The sequence below is a fragment of the candidate division WOR-3 bacterium genome, from assembly GCA_039803545.1.
In the GTDB taxonomy this organism is placed as follows: Bacteria; Hydrothermota; Hydrothermia; order UBA1063; family UBA1063; genus UBA1063.
The window spans coordinates 174201-188820 of record JBDRYS010000002.1 but is presented as its reverse complement, the minus strand read 5'-3'; the positions used below and the strand labels follow the sequence as shown (position 1 = coordinate 188820).

Here is a 14620-nt window from a genome sequence, read left to right as displayed (position 1 = left end):
CTTACCACAGAGCTACACCTGCGAAGACGCAGGCCTTTTGTTCGTTAACTTTTGTGGAAACTACCTTGTAAAGGATTTCCTTAATTTTGATTCCCCTCTTTTCCATGGCTTCGCGCGCCATATTGATTACGAATTCCCTGGCGTCGTTTTCGTCAAGGTCACCCGAATATTCCATGATTACGCCTATGCTGTTTGGATCTTCTGGTATGCCTATAGAAACTGCTGCAGTGATTCTTTGCCCCTTTTCGGCTGAGTAGATGTAGCCGTAAGCTATGGGGAGAATCGAGCCAGGTGGAAGGCCTACTTTGTCGGTTTGGATTGCCTTAGGAGGGAGTATACTGGATACCCTTACTAAGTTATAATGTCCGACTTGCGCAGACATAAGCGCCGCATCGAAGGCATTAAGGAAGGTTGAACCCTCCCCGACGCCACCAACTAAAGTGAAATGTTCAAGTTTGCCATACTGGGGCTTTTCCATTATCAATCTCCTTTCGGATATAATGGTTCGTCTGAGTTTCCATTAAAGGGAATAAAAAAGGCTCAAAGAATCTTAACTTTACCCTCTTAAATTTTTCTTCGTCGGGTTGAATTTTTGAGTAGTCTGTGTCTGATGCAATTATGAACCCCCAAACGCTCATAAAAGAAAAGATAAAATACCCGTAAGAGGTTATGAATTTAAAGGATTCCTTGAGATTGTCCACGACTTTGAGATAGTATTTAAGGTAATGAGGGTCGAGAGAGCCTCCTTGTACCACGAGGATACCATCTTCTTTTAAAATTTTTTTGCAAAGTTTGTAAAATTCTTTGGTGAAAGAATCCACAGATAGGTCATCCTGGAAGGGGTCTGTAAGGTCTGAAATGATAATATCAAACTTTTCGTTGCAATGTTCAACAAATTTGCGTGCGTCATCAAAAACCAGTTCGGCCCGTTTATCGTTGAAACTACCGTCTGACCATTCAGGTAAGTATCGTTTTGAGGTTTCAACCACCTGTTTGTCGATATCTACCATCACCGCCTTTTTTACAGGGTGCTTTAGAACTTCCCTTAGAGTCGCCCCCTCACCTCCACCAAAGATTAGTACCTTTTCAGGATTTCTGTGGAGGTAAAAGGCGGGGTGTACAAGAAGTTCATGATAGACGTATTCGTCAATTTGTGCTGATTGAAGCACACCATTTAAAAAAATCGATTTTCCGAAACCTTCTATTTCCGCGATCAAAATATGTTGAAACTCCGATTGCCCTTCATAAATTTTGTTCTTTAATGTGTATTGAACCTTTATCCCCGGGGCGAACTCCTCTAAGATCGTATTGTTGATAACTATCTTCATGCATAGTCCTTCTAAACTCAAGCTATGCTGAGAACCTGCTCAGGCTTTGTCTCCTGGGCGTTGAGTTCCTTAAAACTGCCTCTCTCAAATTCAACTCTTGAGATCCTTGTAGGTTTGAAGCCCTCTATCAGAACCTCGATGGCTTTTTCAGGGTCTACTTCATCAGAGCAGTAGAAGAAGTCTATAGCTGCAAAACCATGTTCAGGCCATGTATGAATGGAGATATGGGATTCTTCGATTATAATCACGCCGGACACTCCATAGGGTTTGAACTGATGGAAGAAGGTTCCAATGGAATGAGTGTTGGCCTTTTGAGCGGCTTCTAACATTACTCTTTCTACATACTCTCTTCTGGTGAGGGTATTGGGATCACAACCAAAGAACTCAAGTATGATATGCACACCCAGGGATTTTTTCAATTCTTCCTGCCTCCTTTTTTGTTAAATTCACCAATTATCAACGTATAAAATCCCCACAATTCTTTCACTTTCACTCTCCATAAACTCACCTCAGGTAGTGTTAAATTATAGGAACTCTATCTCGTATTGTCAACACTATATAATGCCAAGGGTTTTAGCGACTTTTTCGAGCTTGTTTAAAGCAAAGTCAAGGTCTTCCTTGGAGTGTAAAACGGAGGGGATTAGTAAAATTCTTGATTTTCCAAGGGGCACGAGGGGATAATTTAAAAGATTAGCAAGAATTTTGTTTTCCAGAAGGCCATTGTAAAACTCTAACGCTTTTTCTCTTTCTCCTACGAGAACTGGGATTAGGGGAGCGAAATCTCCTAAAACCCTAAAACCTTTTGTGGCCAATTCATATCTTAGGTAGTTCGCATTGTCGCTTAACTTTCTCAAAGGACTCTTCTGGGAATTCAGGAAGTTTATAAACCATAGGGTGATGCCGACTTGAAACTCCGTAGCCTCAGGATTAAAGGGTTGATCTTTAAGGTCAGATTCTAAGGCATCGATAAAAGTTTCAGGAGAAGCTATGTAGGAGAATGAAAGGGGAAGGATATGAGTGTATGAACCGACTATTATTGAGTTTTGTGGTATTGTGCTTATAAGACTTTTTAGTCCTTCACCCCCTTCACCTAAGAGGCCATCGGCCCAAGACTCGTATATTATGAGGAGAACATGATCGCTCTGTGAGATTTCCAGTAATTCGTTTACAGGTAATAGTTCTGATGATAGTGGGTAAACAGTCTGAACTAAAATGGCAAAATTTGAATCGGATTGTGCTTCTATGTGCTTTTTGATGGTGCTAAAGGAGTTGTGAGGAAAAATCTGAACTTGATTGTTAATGTTCCTGATTAATGGGATGTTAGTCATTTCAAATTGTTCGTCAACGAGTAGAACATAGCCTCTTTTTAGTAGATGGCTCGCAAGAAGATTAAAAAGAGTGGTTAAGTCTTTAAAAAGGAGCGCCTTTCTTTGTCCTTTAATTTCGTTGAGTTTGTTTGGGGGAATTCTGGTTGATTGGCTTTCGTAGGAAAAGAAGGGACAATTGTAAAGGTCTGCACTTTCTAAGTTTTGGAGAAAGGCTGTAACAAATTCCTTGTTCGATGTTAATCCAAGAATGTCACCACCTGAAAGATTGAGAAAAAGGCGTTTTCCCTTTGCAATCCAGGGACCTCTTCCGCCACAAATTGTTGGTTCGCCGTTCATTTTTAAAAGTTCACCATTATCAGGGAAGGCTCCTGCGATAAGATTTTGGTAATTTTTTCCAAATCATTAAGGTTAAAGATGTGAGTTAAGAACTCTTCAGGGTTAATTGAGTGGGTCTGTAATACTTTTATGGCGTAAGAAACTTTATCTTTGATAGGAAGAAGATTTCTCATTCTAATGTTCAGTTTTTTGGGTTTTGCAAATTCTAAAAGATTTTGAACATCTTCATTTCTGAGGGGTTCAGCGAGAAAGAGCATTGCTCCTGGTTTTAAGACTTGTAAAACTGCCTTCAGGAATGCCCAGTTGCCTGTAAAATCGAAGGCAAAGTTGGGTTTTACACCATTTCCTTCAAAGAATTGAAAAAGGCCAGATGGTTCTTCGATGTAGAGGCTTCGTAAATCCGGTTTTAAAAAGGTTCTGAGACGCGCTGAGGCTGAAAGAATTGCGGTTTCTATAAATCCTAAGGTATGTAAAAGGCTGTTAAAGATTACATCTTCTATACTTGAGGCTATTACGATTCCCGTTGCCCCCGGTTGAATTTCTTCCGGGATGTAGTCAAGAAGTTCTACGATTAATGGCAAAAAGGCCGCTTTTTCTCCTGGGATTTCCGGAGGAATTTTAAAAAGGAAACTCTCTTTTATTATAGCAAATTCAGCAAAGAAGCCATTAATATCTCTCCCCGGGATTGAGGGTTTCTCACAGAGGTGATATTCTGAAACTTCACAGGACTCACAGGATTCACAATAAAAAGTTGTTATACTGGAGACTACATCACCTGGGGCGTAATTTTTAACTTCGCTGCCTGTGGCTATTACCTCACCTATGAAAAACCGGCCGGGGATTATTTCGCTACCTGATATTGTTTCGCTAAGGTCCTTTCGTGTCAGAATCAAATGACTGACTTTTATAAGAACTTCTCGACCTTGAAGGGTTGGAGTGGGAAGTTCCCTTTCTAAGAGCTGGTGCTTCTCCTTGGAGAAGACTATGACCCTCATAGTTCGAGCTTTTCTATCACTTTGGATGCAAGTTCTAAAAAGGCTTCGGCGATTTTTGCGGTACTTTTATCTTCTTGTAAAACTATGGGTATCCCCTCATCCCCGCTGGTGCTGATTGCGGGGTATAATGGTATCTGACCGATTATTTCCACATTCATCGTTTCCCTGAGTTTTTTTGCTCCTCCTTGACCAAAAATGTAAGTAATGTTAGAGCAGTGAGGGCATATAAAGTAGCTCATATTTTCGACAACCCCTAAGACTTCTATGTTAGATTTCCGGAACATGTTGATTGCTTTTTTGACTTCAATGAGGGAAACATCTTGTGGAGTGGTGACAATTATTGCACCATCGAGATTCACCAGTTGAATTGCACTTAACTGGGCATCGCCGGTACCAGGTGGAAGGTCAACTACAAGGATATCGAGGGGGGCCCAGAGGGTATCGTAAAAGAATTGTTCGTAGGCTTTATGGATGAGTGGACCTCTCCAGAGAATGGGTGTTTCTTCTTCAACTAATTGCCCCATGGACATTATCTTGAGTCCAAATCTTTCCACTGGCAACATCTTATTCTCTTCAACTAATGGAGCCAATCCGTCAATGCCAAACATCCTGGAGATGGAAGGTCCGTAGATATCACCATCAAAGAGTCCGACTTTCAATCCTTTTTTCATAAGGGCAGCGGCAAGGTTGGCGGCAACGGTAGATTTTCCGACTCCACCCTTTCCACTCCCTACCGCTATGACTTTCTTAACACCCTCAATTTTTTTACTTTTTGCCTTTTCACGCCTTTCGAGGTTTGGTCTTACCACTTGCTTGAAAATTTTGTTGATCTTTACTTCTTGTAGGTCGAATTCCTTGATGGCTTCTCTTATCATTTTTTCGAACTCTTGCATTTCTGATTCCGATGCTATAAGGGTCAGGGATAAAGTGCCACCCGAAAGGGAAATGTCTTTGAGAATGCCGAGTTTAAAGAGGGTTTCTCCGGTGACAGGGTCTTTTAATTCGGCAAGTTTTGCATATATATCCTTAAAATTTGCCATTTTTCCTCCTTAAAGTGTTATAATGTCCTTTAGTTTTGGTTTTAAAATCTCATTAAATCCCAACTCTTTCAATTTTTCTGCCAGTGCATCCCTTTCTACTTCTTCCCCGTGAGTTATTACCACCTTCGTATTTTTGTCTACAGGGGAGACCCAGTCTAAAATTTCTTGCTGGTCTGCATGGGCGGAGAACCCATTGATTGTGTAAATTTTGGAGTTAACTTTTACAGTTTCACCGTAAATCTCGACTTCCTTTTCACCGTCAACTATCCTTCTTCCAAGGGTTCCTGCCGCTTGATAGCCTACGAAAATGACGGCGCACTCTTCTCGCCACAGATTGTGTTTCAGGTGGTGTTTTATTCTTCCTCCAGTGCACATTCCGGAGCCGGCGATTATGATTGCTCCGCTTTTTATATTATTTATCTCCATTGAAGCCTCTTTTGATCGGGTAAAAAAGAGATTGGGGAAACTGAATAAGTCCCTTTTCTGTTTCAGCAGTTCCCGTGCTTCGTCATCGAAGCATTCCTTATGGGCGCGGAAAATGTTGGTGGCGGAGATAGCCAGTGGGCTGTCTAAGAAAACCTTAACATCTTTGCTCAATAATCCTTCCTCTTTGAATTCTCTTATATAGTACAAAAGGTCCTGTGCTCTTTCAATGGCAAAGGATGGTATCACGACATTGCCCTTAGGCAGCGTTTCTTTTAGGGCGTTGAGGAATTCCTCTTTTGACTCTTCAATACTTTTATGAAGTCTTGAACCGTAGGTTGATTCAACCACGATAAGTTCTGCGTCCTTCATTTTTATAGATTCGGGATCCCGTATAATTGGCTTGTTCCTGTTACCGAGGTCACCTGAGAAGACGACCTTATGGCCATCGATAGTCATTTCGAGGAAGGCAGAACCGAGAATATGACCTGCATCTCGCCAGGTAATGGTTACACCCTCTAAAATTTCAATTTCCTTGTCGTAGCCACTTATAGGTTTGAAGTAAGACATGGTGGCGATGGCATCTTCGAGCGTATAAAGGGGTTCCGGTGTTTCAATACCTTTTCTGTCGTTTCTCTTTTTCTGGGTTTCAAATTCTTCAGACTGGAGTTTGGCTGCATCCATTAAAATGATTCGTGCAAGGTCCAATGTGGCCGGAGTTCCAAGGATCTTCCCTTCGAACCCCTCTTTAACCAGTTTGGGAAGTCTACCGATGTGATCTAAGTGAGCATGGGTTAAAATTACATAGTCAATCTCATAGGGATCAAAGGGAAAGGAGGAATGGTTCAAATCCTCCCACTCGCCTTGGAAAATCCCGCTGTCAACGAGGATTTTCCTCTTTTTATCCGTAGTGATAAGATACATTGAGCCTGTGACAGTTCCACAGGCCCCCAGGAAACTAATCTCCATTGAAAATCACCTTTTTAACGAGGTCCTCAATATCTTTTATATCTTTTCTAACTTTCTCGATATCAAGGGTTTTGTATTCCCCATTTTCATAGATAAATTTTCCGTTTACCATTGTAGTTTTGACATCCGAAGCTTTTGCGACGTAGACAAGGTGTGAGTAGGGATCGAAAACCGGGTTCATGTGGGGAGTGTTTAGTGATATTACCACAAGATCTGCCCATTTTCCCGGTTTTAGAGTTCCCAGTTTTTCGCCGAGGCCTATAGCAATTGCACCGTTTTCTGTTGCCATTTTGAAGACGTCTCTTGCTGAGAGGCTTTCAGGGTTCATGTATTTTATTTTTTGAAGGAATGAGGCCGTTCGCATCTCCTCTATAATGTCTAAGTTGTTGTTGGAACAGGCCCCATCGGTTCCGAGGGCTACATTTATCCCGTAATCCAAGAATTCCTGAACTGGTGCGATCCCTGAGGCGAGTTTAGCGTTACTTTCGGGGTTGTGGGATATGCTTACTTTGTTTTTCTTGATAATTTCGAATTCTTTTTCATCAACCCAAACCGAATGGGCGGCAATTACCCTTTCTGAAAGGAAGCCGATTCTATTCAAGTATTCAAAGGGATGAGCCCCGTATCGATTTAGGATTTCATTGAACTCCCACTGGGTTTCGGCCACATGAATGAGAATTGGCACACCGTATTTATCGGCGATTTCCTTTGATTTTAAAAGGTTTTCTTTACTCGTGGAGTAAGGTGCGTGGGGAGCGACAGCGGGATAGATATATTCATTTCCTAGAAAATCTTTTATGAAGGATTCGGTGAATTCCAATACTTTCTGGGGAGATTCAAAGGCGGGAGTTGGGCCGTCAATGAGACCCTCACCAAGAACTGCTCGGATACCTGCGTCAATGACAATTCTGGCTGTTTTATCCTGGAAGAAGTACATATCTACAAAGGTTGTGATTCCTGAAGCGACCATCTCGGCGATGGCAAGGGGAATAGTTTTTTCTATAAAATCTCTATTTACCAGCTTTAGTTCCGTTGGCCAGATGTATTTTTCCAACCAGGTTTTAAGAGGCAGGTCGTCGGCCATTCCTCGCATGCCAACCATAGCTGCGTGGGTATGTGTATTTATGAATCCAGGACAGATGATGGAATCTCCAAAGTCGTAAATTCTGTATTCGGGATCCTGTGGGATTTCCTGGACTTTCCCCGTCTTTTCGATGAGATTTCCACTGATGGCTACAAAGCCATCTTCTATAAAACTTTGCGAATCTAAAAGGATGTAGCGGCCTTTAATGATGATCTTTTTAGACATTGTAACCGAAGCTTCTTAATTTTTCCTTTCCCTCTTCTGTAATCATTTCAGGAGTCCAGGCGGGTTCCCAGGTAATTTCTACTTCCACGTTCCCAATTCCTGGAATTTCAGAAAGTTTTTCCTTTACCTCCTGTGGGAGTACGTTTGCCAGCGGGCACCCAGGCGCCGTGAGCGTCATTAGAATGTGGACGTCGTTGCCATTTATCTCGATGCCGTAAACAAGGCCTAAGTTGTAAATATCGATGGGGATTTCCGGATCATACACTTCCTTTAGTTTTTTGATTACCTCTTCTTTTAAGTCCATTTAATCCTCCTTAAGTTTTAAATTATATTGTGCAATTTTTGAATTTTGAAAAATGATGGGCCGACTTTAAAATTTCAAAGATGCCAGTTACATTAGACTATTACACATCCCTTCATAAAAAATTAAGTTCGAGGGAGAATCTTAAAAAGGTCTACATTTTTTGGGGAAAGGAAGAATACATGATGGATAAGGCTCTGGAATGGATTTGCAAGACCCTTACGCCTCCAAATGCCCCTTTAGTTCAAAGGATAATTGTAGATGGTTCTTCTAAGGACCTTGCCAGTGAGATCGCTTCAAACCTTCAGGGCGGATTGTTTCAGGTTGAAAAGGTTCTGGTAATAAAGTATGTTGATAAGCCTGAGAGAGTTCTCAAGTTTCTTGAGCTTTTTCTGAAGGCCGAGGGCCATTTCGTCATAATCCTTCGAGATTGGAAATCCCAGCCTCTGCCTAAGAAGGTTGAGGTCATACACTTCGATTCCCTTGACGATGAATCTTTCAAGGAATGGCTGAAAGATAAGTTTAAGAATTTAGTTGAAAGGAAAATTTCTGATCAAAGGCTTGAGTACTTGGCAAAAAGAATGCCAAGAGACCTAAGAACGGCCTTAAATGAGCTGGAGAAGCTGAAGCTACGAACCTATGGCCAAGTAGAGATTAAAAATGGAGACTTAGATGTGTTAAGCGATTATGAAGACTACATTGCATCGGAGGTATTGAGTAGTTTATTGAAATCAGACTCTGACGCTTTAAACAAGGCTTTGAAACTTTTAGATGATGTAGAAGAACCCACTTACATTACATCGGGGTTCATCAATTTTATTTTGAGAGGGTTGGAGAGCGAAGGGAAAAAAAGCAGGTTTTCTAAAGGCGATTATTTAAGGATGCTTCTTAAAATAACAAAGGTTGATGCACAACTGAAGAGTTTGCCAGTTGACAAAAGGCTGCTTTTACTTGAACTTTTTGAGAGTTTCAAAGTAAATGTGGGTTAATACCTTAATTTTTATCCTAACAGTCAGCGCCTTTGATTCTACATCTTCTGAAATGATGATGAATTATTACGAAAGTACCGGCGATTTTGAAAAGGCTCTGCAAGAAGCATCAGCCCTTTACCAGAATACAGAGGATTTATTCTACCTACGGAAAATGGTCCTCTATTCGATGCAACTGGGAAAATTATCGGAGGGCCTAAAATGGGGATTTGAGTACCTGCAAAAGGGGTTTGATCATGATGTCTTCTTTGCTATTGTTAGGAAGCTAAAAAATTCACAAGACTTATCAAAACTCAAGGAAATAGTTGGAAAATACTCAAATCAAAGCGATTCCCTTTGTTTTTACGAAGGATATCTTTATTATCTCAGTGGCGATTATGAAAGGGCCTTTCCTTGCTTTCAAAGGTCCAGTCCCTATTTTCAAAAGATGCCCGTTTTCGTCTCTTCCTATTTAGATCTGTTGTGGAAGCTGGGGAAGACTGATTTAGTTAAAATCTATCTCGATAGCCTTAAGACCGATTTACCTCAGCTACAGTTTTTGAAGGGGCTTTACTACAAGCTGCTCGGAGACGATGACGCTGCTCTGACCATTTTTGATGGTCTTTACCGTGAAGAATTCGATGATATTGGTTTTTTGAAAGTTTATTTGCAAAGTCTTGACGCCGCTGGCCTTTATGAAAGAGCTGATTCAGTCGCACTGGAACTTGTGAAGCGAATGTCTTTTTCCTGGGAGATCAGAAAACTTGTTGGGATTCACTACCTTACCAAGGGCGATTATTCAACTGCTTTAAGCGAATTTCTCGTGGCTTCGGGTCTTCAGGAGGGTGACCCTGAGGTTCACTATTACCTTTCAAGGACCTTGTACGCTCTGGGCGCTCCTCAGGATGCCCTTGAGGAGATCAAAAAGGCCATAAAATTAAATCCCTACTCTAAGGAATATGCCTATTACCAGATATTTCTTCTGCTTTCTGTGAGTAGGGTTGATGAGGCGTTAAAAAAGATATATTTAGCTGAAAGAAATTTGGGGGCAGAAGGCTACTTATACTACCTAAAGGCTGAAGCCTTTAGAATTAAAGATGATAAAAGAAATGCTTTTAAGAATTATCTGAAGGCTTTGGAGCTTGATAGCCTGAATTTAAAGAGGTATTTGGACCTTCTCGAGTATGCACATTTAGCGAAGATTGAAGTCGATTATAAAGGCTTTTTAGAGAAGTCTCTTGCAGTGGCGAAGAATAGAGCTGATTCCCTAAATGTTGCTTATCTGGCGATGGAAGTGGAGGAATATGGATTTGCCACAGACATCATGGAGAAAATGTTGAAGACAGGCTACGATGATCCTGTGCTTTACAATAACCTCGCCTATGCCCTTTGCGAACTTGGTAAGGATTTAGAGAGGGCCTTAAGATTAGTTGAACACGCCCTTCAAATTCAGCCCGATGATTATCATTTTATCGATACTAAAGCCTGGATTTTGTTCAAGATGGGTAAAATCGATGAATCCTTAGATGTAATTGAGAGGGCTGTCCAGAAGGGTGGTGCTGAAGATACCGAGGTTAAGATCCACTACAAGCTAATAAAAGAAGCCAAAGGTTTGAAGGATGAGTAAGGTGGTGATTATTACGGGAAAGGCTGGAACGGGAAAGTCCACAGTGGCAAATATACTGCGGAACTACGGATATAACGTGATAGATGTAGATTCTCTTGCTCATAGTCTTTTACAGGAAGTTAAGGAAGAAATTTTAAAGGAATTCGGAGCTGAGGTACTTGATGGGGAAGGCGAGGTTAACAGAAAGAAACTGGGCGAAATTGTCTTCAAAGACCCTCAGAAGATTACTAAACTGGAGCAAATTTTACATCCCATTCTCAAAGAGCGCATTAAGGAGATAGTAAAGAAAAGAGAAGGCGATATTTTTATTGATGTCGCCATTCCCAAGAAGCTTTCTCTTTATCCTTTCGCAGATTTTACCATTGTCGTAACTGCACCTCCAGAAGTGGTGGTAGAAAGGCTCAAAAAGAAGGGCTGGTCAGAGGAGAAAATCAAGGCGATCACTAACTGGCAAACGGAGGAGATCCCGGAGGGAAAATATTATCTTGTTCCTAATATTGGCACTCTTGAGGATTTAGAAAGGAAGGTATTTTCGATTTTGAAAATGGAGGGACTTTGGAATGAGAAAGATTAGAGGATTTTTGAAATTGATGAGACCTTTAAATCTTTTAATTGTTATTTATGCCTCCTTTGTCGCCTTTTTGATTTCTGGCCTCTGTGGACATCCAGCCCCCTTTTTTAAGTTTTTGATACCCATTCTTCTATTAGCGGGCTTTTCCAATGCTTTGAACGATATTATGGACGCCAGATTGGACGAGAAGGCCCATCCAGAAAGGCCAATTCCTTCGAAGCTTTTGAGTGTGAAGGAAGCTACTGTTTTTACTGTAATTCTTGGCCTTCTCACTTTTTTGAGCTCTTTTCTTTATGGAAATGAAATTTTAACGACTCGAATTGTTTTTCTCCTCGGTCTGGTTCTGGTAATTCTCTACGATATTTATCTAAAGAAAGTTGCCTTTGTTGGGAATTTGATCGTAAGTTTCGTCACTTCTTTTCCTTTCCTAATTCTGGCTTTGGAGATCAGAAATTTTCACCTTTTGTGGTATCCCATACTTTGCGCCATTCTTTACAATCTTGCTCGGGAGGCCATAAAGGACATGGAAGACCTGGGAGCCGATAGGGAATTTGGGTACAAGACGCTACCGGCTTTTTTGGGGGAGAAGGGAATCAAAATTTACGTAAGTTTTTTGCTTTTTCTACTTTTGATTTTTACGGTAATTGCCTACTTGAGAGTCTTTCATAGACCTATCTTCCTTATCTTTATGTGCTTTTTATGGCTTTACCTTGGAATTATAACGTGGAAAGAGAAATCCTTTTCCAAATTGAGTGAAGATTTCAAATACTGTATGATACTTATACTTTCAGGTTTTCTGCTGGGAGGTGCTTTATGAAAATTGGTTTTATTTCAGACACTCACGATCACAAAGAGGCTATCCAGTCTGCCTTCTCCTACTTTGAAAAAGAGGGTATAAGAAACGTCATTCACCTTGGTGACCTGATTTCTCCTTTCAACTTTAGATTTATAAGGGAAGTTTACACTGGGAACCTCTATTATGTTTTCGGAAACAATGATGGTGAAAGGCTTTTTCTCATCGAGCAGGCGAAGGAGTTCCAGGTGGCAACTTTTAAGTTGCCCCAAGTAATCGATATAAACGGTATCAAGATTATCATTATGCATGAGCCCTTTGTAGTAAAGGAACTTGCTGAGACCCAAAAGTTCAAGATTGTCGCCTATGGTCACACCCACAAGCTCCATATTGAGAAGGTAGGTGAAACTCACATTATTAATCCCGGAGAAGCTTGTGGATATTTGACAGGTAAGAAAACTTTTGTAGTCTTTGATGCTGAAAGGGATATATGCGAAGTAAGGGAGTTTTAGTATGAATGGTGTGGATGTGATTGTCCTTGTTATACTTCTGTTCTTTGCATTAAGGGGCCTTTTGGTTGGCCTTATAAAAGAGGTGCTTTCCATTGTTGGGCTAATTCTTGCTGTTTTTATCTCCCTTAAATTCAACGACCTCATGAGCTTTTATCTCAAAGGCATTCAAGACCCTCTTATTTTGAAGGTGGCAAGCATCCTTATCCTCTTTATTCTTGTGATATTTCTAACTCAGCTGGTCATTTTTCTTATAAGAAAGGCATTAAAGCCTACCTTCATAAGTGTAGTCGACAGGCTTCTTGGATTTTTACTCGGGGTTTTCGAAGGATTTGTCGTAGCGGGGACTCTCCTTTACTTTGCCGGTAGATTCGAATTTGCGAATGCTTATATAGAGAAGAGTGCCTATTCAGCGAAGATATCGAAGATTTATGAGAGTGTCGTAATCAGGAATTTCAAAGACGTAAAGGAATTTTTTGAAAATCTTAAAGACTGAGAATGAAAATGAATGGAATTGAGGTTTTGTGGTATGAAGGGGAGAAGAAGTGCGAAAGGCCACAAGCTCTGGTGATTGGCGGTAAGAAGTTGATGATCCAGAAATGGTTTCCCGTCGGAGTAGTGAGGGATTTTATAGGCAATGAAAGGGAGGTACATAAGGTCATCCTTGAGGATGGGAGCGCTTTTAAAATCGAATATTTCAGGAGTCAGGATCAATGTTACGTGGAGAAATTGAAGAACTGGTAAAAAAGGCTGAAGGAGAACTAAATAAGGCCTATGCGCCCTACTCAGGTTATTCGGTTGCTGCCGCTTTACTCTGTAAAGATGGCAGCCTATATACAGGCGTAAATGTGGAAAATGCCTCTTACGGCTTGACCATATGCGCTGAGCGGGTCGCTATCTTTAAGGCTGTTTCAGAAGGTAAAAGGGAATTTGTAGCTATTGCAATAGTTTCTAACGACCCCGAAAGACCTCCCTATCCTTGTGGCGCCTGTAGGCAGGTAATGGCTGAGTTTTCGAAAGACATGATTGTTGCTGTTAAAACTAAAAAGGGGATAGTTACCCACAGACTTGATGAACTTTTGCCCTATTCGTTTAATTTTGAGAAGTAGGCCAGTTGGCCACAGGCCCCTTTAATATCTTTACCCTTTGATTTTCTTAAAGTTACTACACGTTTAAGATTTTTCCTCAAAATTTTTAGAAATTCTTCCACCTCTTCGTCGGTGGGAGCACGAAACTCTGAATAAGGATGCGGGTTATAAGGGATAAGATTTAACTTTGAAGGTATGGAATTAACGTAATCGGTTAAGGCTTCGATATCTTCCCTCGTGTTGTTCACTTCGGGAATGAGAATGTATTCGAAGGTAATCCAGCGCTTTTTTGCTTCATAAAACTCAAGTAAAGCTTCTCTCAATTCATTGAGGGGGTATTTCTTTGCAATTGGCATCAATTTTTCACGTTTTTCTTGAATTGCAGAATTAAGAGAGACTGCCAGTTTAAACTGCTCTGGCTCACTTGCCAGCTTTCTTATTCCTGGTATGATTCCTGCCGTTGAAATGGTAATTTTTCGAGCGCCGATGGAAAAAGTATTTGAATCATTCAAGATTCGAGCACTTTCTAATACTTCCTCATAATTTAGGAGAGGTTCACCCATACCCATGAATACTACATTAGTTATCCTTGTCTTTACGTAATCCCGGACGATTCTTACCTGCTCAAGGATTTCGTAGAATTTTAGATTTCTCGTATACCCGAGTTTACCCGTTGCGCAAAAGGCACATTTTAAAGGGCATCCAACTTGTGATGATACACAAACGGTATTTCTGTCAGCATCAGGAATGAAGACGGATTCAACCTTATCACCGTTTTCCAGCTGTATTAGAAATTTTATGGAGCCATCTTGGGAAGTAAGTATGGATATGGGTTCTGCCCTTTTTATGTAGTAGTTTTGGGAAAGGAAAATTCTAAAATCCTTTGGAAGATCAGAAAATTCTTCGATGTTGTCTTTGCTTTTGCCCCAAATCCATTTAAAGATTTGCCTTATTCTATATGGCTTTTCATTTATTGAGTTAAGAAGAGATTCTAATTCACGATGTTTCAGGGAAAGAAGGTTTTGCATTTACTTT

18 protein-coding genes are annotated in these 14620 nt (G+C 40.8%); 8 read left to right on the top strand and 10 right to left on the bottom strand.

The window, feature by feature from the left end; all coding sequences use genetic code 11:
* Position 1 precedes the first annotated feature (1 nt).
* From ABIM45_05975 to ABIM45_05935, 9 genes are all read right to left on the bottom strand, one after another.
* Complete coding sequence (locus ABIM45_05975) at positions 2-478, bottom strand: arginine decarboxylase, pyruvoyl-dependent (protein MEO0239451.1); 477 nt, start codon at positions 476-478, stop codon at positions 2-4.
* Positions 450-1328 carry a spermidine synthase gene (locus ABIM45_05970; protein ID MEO0239450.1) on the bottom strand — a complete coding sequence of 293 codons (879 nt, stop codon included), beginning with the start codon at positions 1326-1328 and terminating at the stop codon, positions 450-452. Before ABIM45_05970 ends, ABIM45_05975 begins: the two co-directional genes overlap by 29 nt.
* A 17-nt stretch (positions 1329-1345) precedes the next feature.
* Positions 1346-1747 (bottom strand): adenosylmethionine decarboxylase, encoded by a 402-nt coding sequence (gene speD / locus ABIM45_05965; GenBank protein ID MEO0239449.1) that lies wholly within the window; start codon positions 1745-1747, stop codon positions 1346-1348.
* 135 nt (positions 1748-1882) lie between these two features.
* On the bottom strand, positions 1883-2992 hold the full coding sequence (locus ABIM45_05960) for an aminotransferase class I/II-fold pyridoxal phosphate-dependent enzyme (protein ID MEO0239448.1): 1110 nt from the start codon (positions 2990-2992) through the stop codon (positions 1883-1885).
* Positions 2993-2994: 2 nt separating this feature from the next.
* Positions 2995-3987 (bottom strand): alcohol dehydrogenase catalytic domain-containing protein, encoded by a 993-nt coding sequence (locus ABIM45_05955; GenBank protein ID MEO0239447.1) that lies wholly within the window; start codon positions 3985-3987, stop codon positions 2995-2997.
* Positions 3984-5027 (bottom strand): Mrp/NBP35 family ATP-binding protein, encoded by a 1044-nt coding sequence (locus tag ABIM45_05950; GenBank protein ID MEO0239446.1) that lies wholly within the window; start codon positions 5025-5027, stop codon positions 3984-3986. Before ABIM45_05950 ends, ABIM45_05955 begins: the two co-directional genes overlap by 4 nt.
* A 9-nt stretch (positions 5028-5036) precedes the next feature.
* Entirely contained in the window at positions 5037-6419 is a 1383-nt protein-coding gene (locus ABIM45_05945; protein ID MEO0239445.1) for an MBL fold metallo-hydrolase, read from the bottom strand.
* Complete coding sequence (locus ABIM45_05940; GenBank protein ID MEO0239444.1) at positions 6409-7728, bottom strand: amidohydrolase; 1320 nt, start codon at positions 7726-7728, stop codon at positions 6409-6411. Before ABIM45_05940 ends, ABIM45_05945 begins: the two co-directional genes overlap by 11 nt.
* Positions 7721-8032, bottom strand: coding sequence for an iron-sulfur cluster assembly protein (locus ABIM45_05935; protein MEO0239443.1), 312 nt, complete (start codon positions 8030-8032; stop codon positions 7721-7723). Before ABIM45_05935 ends, ABIM45_05940 begins: the two co-directional genes overlap by 8 nt.
* Positions 8033-8112: 80 nt before the next feature.
* Between ABIM45_05935 and ABIM45_05930 the strand changes: the two genes are divergently transcribed.
* From ABIM45_05930 to ABIM45_05895, 8 genes are read left to right on the top strand one after another with little or no spacing between them, the layout of a single operon-like run.
* Complete coding sequence (locus ABIM45_05930) at positions 8113-9018, top strand: hypothetical protein (protein MEO0239442.1); 906 nt, start codon at positions 8113-8115, stop codon at positions 9016-9018.
* Positions 9008-10624 (top strand): tetratricopeptide repeat protein, encoded by a 1617-nt coding sequence (locus tag ABIM45_05925; GenBank protein ID MEO0239441.1) that lies wholly within the window; start codon positions 9008-9010, stop codon positions 10622-10624. The genes ABIM45_05930 and ABIM45_05925 overlap by 11 nt, the downstream gene beginning before the upstream one ends.
* Complete coding sequence (coaE, locus tag ABIM45_05920) at positions 10617-11198, top strand: dephospho-CoA kinase (protein ID MEO0239440.1); 582 nt, start codon at positions 10617-10619, stop codon at positions 11196-11198. The genes ABIM45_05925 and coaE overlap by 8 nt, the downstream gene beginning before the upstream one ends.
* Complete coding sequence (locus tag ABIM45_05915; protein ID MEO0239439.1) at positions 11185-12012, top strand: UbiA family prenyltransferase; 828 nt, start codon at positions 11185-11187, stop codon at positions 12010-12012. The genes coaE and ABIM45_05915 overlap by 14 nt, the downstream gene beginning before the upstream one ends.
* Positions 12009-12500 (top strand): metallophosphoesterase, encoded by a 492-nt coding sequence (locus ABIM45_05910; protein MEO0239438.1) that lies wholly within the window; start codon positions 12009-12011, stop codon positions 12498-12500. The genes ABIM45_05915 and ABIM45_05910 overlap by 4 nt, the downstream gene beginning before the upstream one ends.
* A 1-nt stretch (position 12501) precedes the next feature.
* Positions 12502-12993, top strand: a complete 492-nt coding sequence (locus tag ABIM45_05905) for a CvpA family protein (GenBank protein MEO0239437.1) — start codon at positions 12502-12504, stop codon at positions 12991-12993.
* A gap of 8 nt (positions 12994-13001) precedes the next feature.
* Complete coding sequence (locus ABIM45_05900) at positions 13002-13241, top strand: hypothetical protein (GenBank protein ID MEO0239436.1); 240 nt, start codon at positions 13002-13004, stop codon at positions 13239-13241.
* Positions 13211-13606 carry a cytidine deaminase gene (locus ABIM45_05895; protein MEO0239435.1) on the top strand — a complete coding sequence of 132 codons (396 nt, stop codon included), beginning with the start codon at positions 13211-13213 and terminating at the stop codon, positions 13604-13606. Before ABIM45_05900 ends, ABIM45_05895 begins: the two co-directional genes overlap by 31 nt.
* Here ABIM45_05895 and rlmN read toward each other — a convergent pair.
* On the bottom strand, positions 13582-14613 hold the full coding sequence (rlmN, locus tag ABIM45_05890) for a 23S rRNA (adenine(2503)-C(2))-methyltransferase RlmN (GenBank protein ID MEO0239434.1): 1032 nt from the start codon (positions 14611-14613) through the stop codon (positions 13582-13584). The genes ABIM45_05895 and rlmN overlap by 25 nt on opposite strands.
* Positions 14614-14620: the final 7 nt, after the last annotated feature.

Bases quoted from the DNA above. Each gene is read 5' to 3' on its own strand.
- ABIM45_05975 (MEO0239451.1), bottom strand. From the start codon at position 478: ATGGAAAAGCCCCAGTATGGCAAACTTGAACATTTCACTTTAGTTGGT.
- ABIM45_05970 (MEO0239450.1), bottom strand. From the start codon at position 1,328: ATGAAGATAGTTATCAACAATACGATCTTAGAGGAGTTCGCCCCGGGG.
- ABIM45_05960 (MEO0239448.1), bottom strand. From the start codon at position 2,992: ATGAACGGCGAACCAACAATTTGTGGCGGAAGAGGTCCCTGGATTGCA.
- ABIM45_05955 (MEO0239447.1), bottom strand. From the start codon at position 3,987: ATGAGGGTCATAGTCTTCTCCAAGGAGAAGCACCAGCTCTTAGAAAGG.
- ABIM45_05950 (MEO0239446.1), bottom strand. From the start codon at position 5,027: ATGGCAAATTTTAAGGATATATATGCAAAACTTGCCGAATTAAAAGAC.
- ABIM45_05945 (MEO0239445.1), bottom strand. From the start codon at position 6,419: ATGGAGATTAGTTTCCTGGGGGCCTGTGGAACTGTCACAGGCTCAATG.
- ABIM45_05940 (MEO0239444.1), bottom strand. From the start codon at position 7,728: ATGTCTAAAAAGATCATCATTAAAGGCCGCTACATCCTTTTAGATTCG.
- ABIM45_05935 (MEO0239443.1), bottom strand. From the start codon at position 8,032: ATGGACTTAAAAGAAGAGGTAATCAAAAAACTAAAGGAAGTGTATGAT.
- ABIM45_05930 (MEO0239442.1), top strand. From the start codon at position 8,113: ATGCCAGTTACATTAGACTATTACACATCCCTTCATAAAAAATTAAGT.
- ABIM45_05925 (MEO0239441.1), top strand. From the start codon at position 9,008: ATGTGGGTTAATACCTTAATTTTTATCCTAACAGTCAGCGCCTTTGAT.
- coaE (MEO0239440.1), top strand. From the start codon at position 10,617: ATGAGTAAGGTGGTGATTATTACGGGAAAGGCTGGAACGGGAAAGTCC.
- ABIM45_05915 (MEO0239439.1), top strand. From the start codon at position 11,185: ATGAGAAAGATTAGAGGATTTTTGAAATTGATGAGACCTTTAAATCTT.
- ABIM45_05910 (MEO0239438.1), top strand. From the start codon at position 12,009: ATGAAAATTGGTTTTATTTCAGACACTCACGATCACAAAGAGGCTATC.
- ABIM45_05905 (MEO0239437.1), top strand. From the start codon at position 12,502: ATGAATGGTGTGGATGTGATTGTCCTTGTTATACTTCTGTTCTTTGCA.
- ABIM45_05900 (MEO0239436.1), top strand. From the start codon at position 13,002: ATGAATGGAATTGAGGTTTTGTGGTATGAAGGGGAGAAGAAGTGCGAA.
- ABIM45_05895 (MEO0239435.1), top strand. From the start codon at position 13,211: ATGTTACGTGGAGAAATTGAAGAACTGGTAAAAAAGGCTGAAGGAGAA.
- rlmN (MEO0239434.1), bottom strand. From the start codon at position 14,613: ATGCAAAACCTTCTTTCCCTGAAACATCGTGAATTAGAATCTCTTCTT.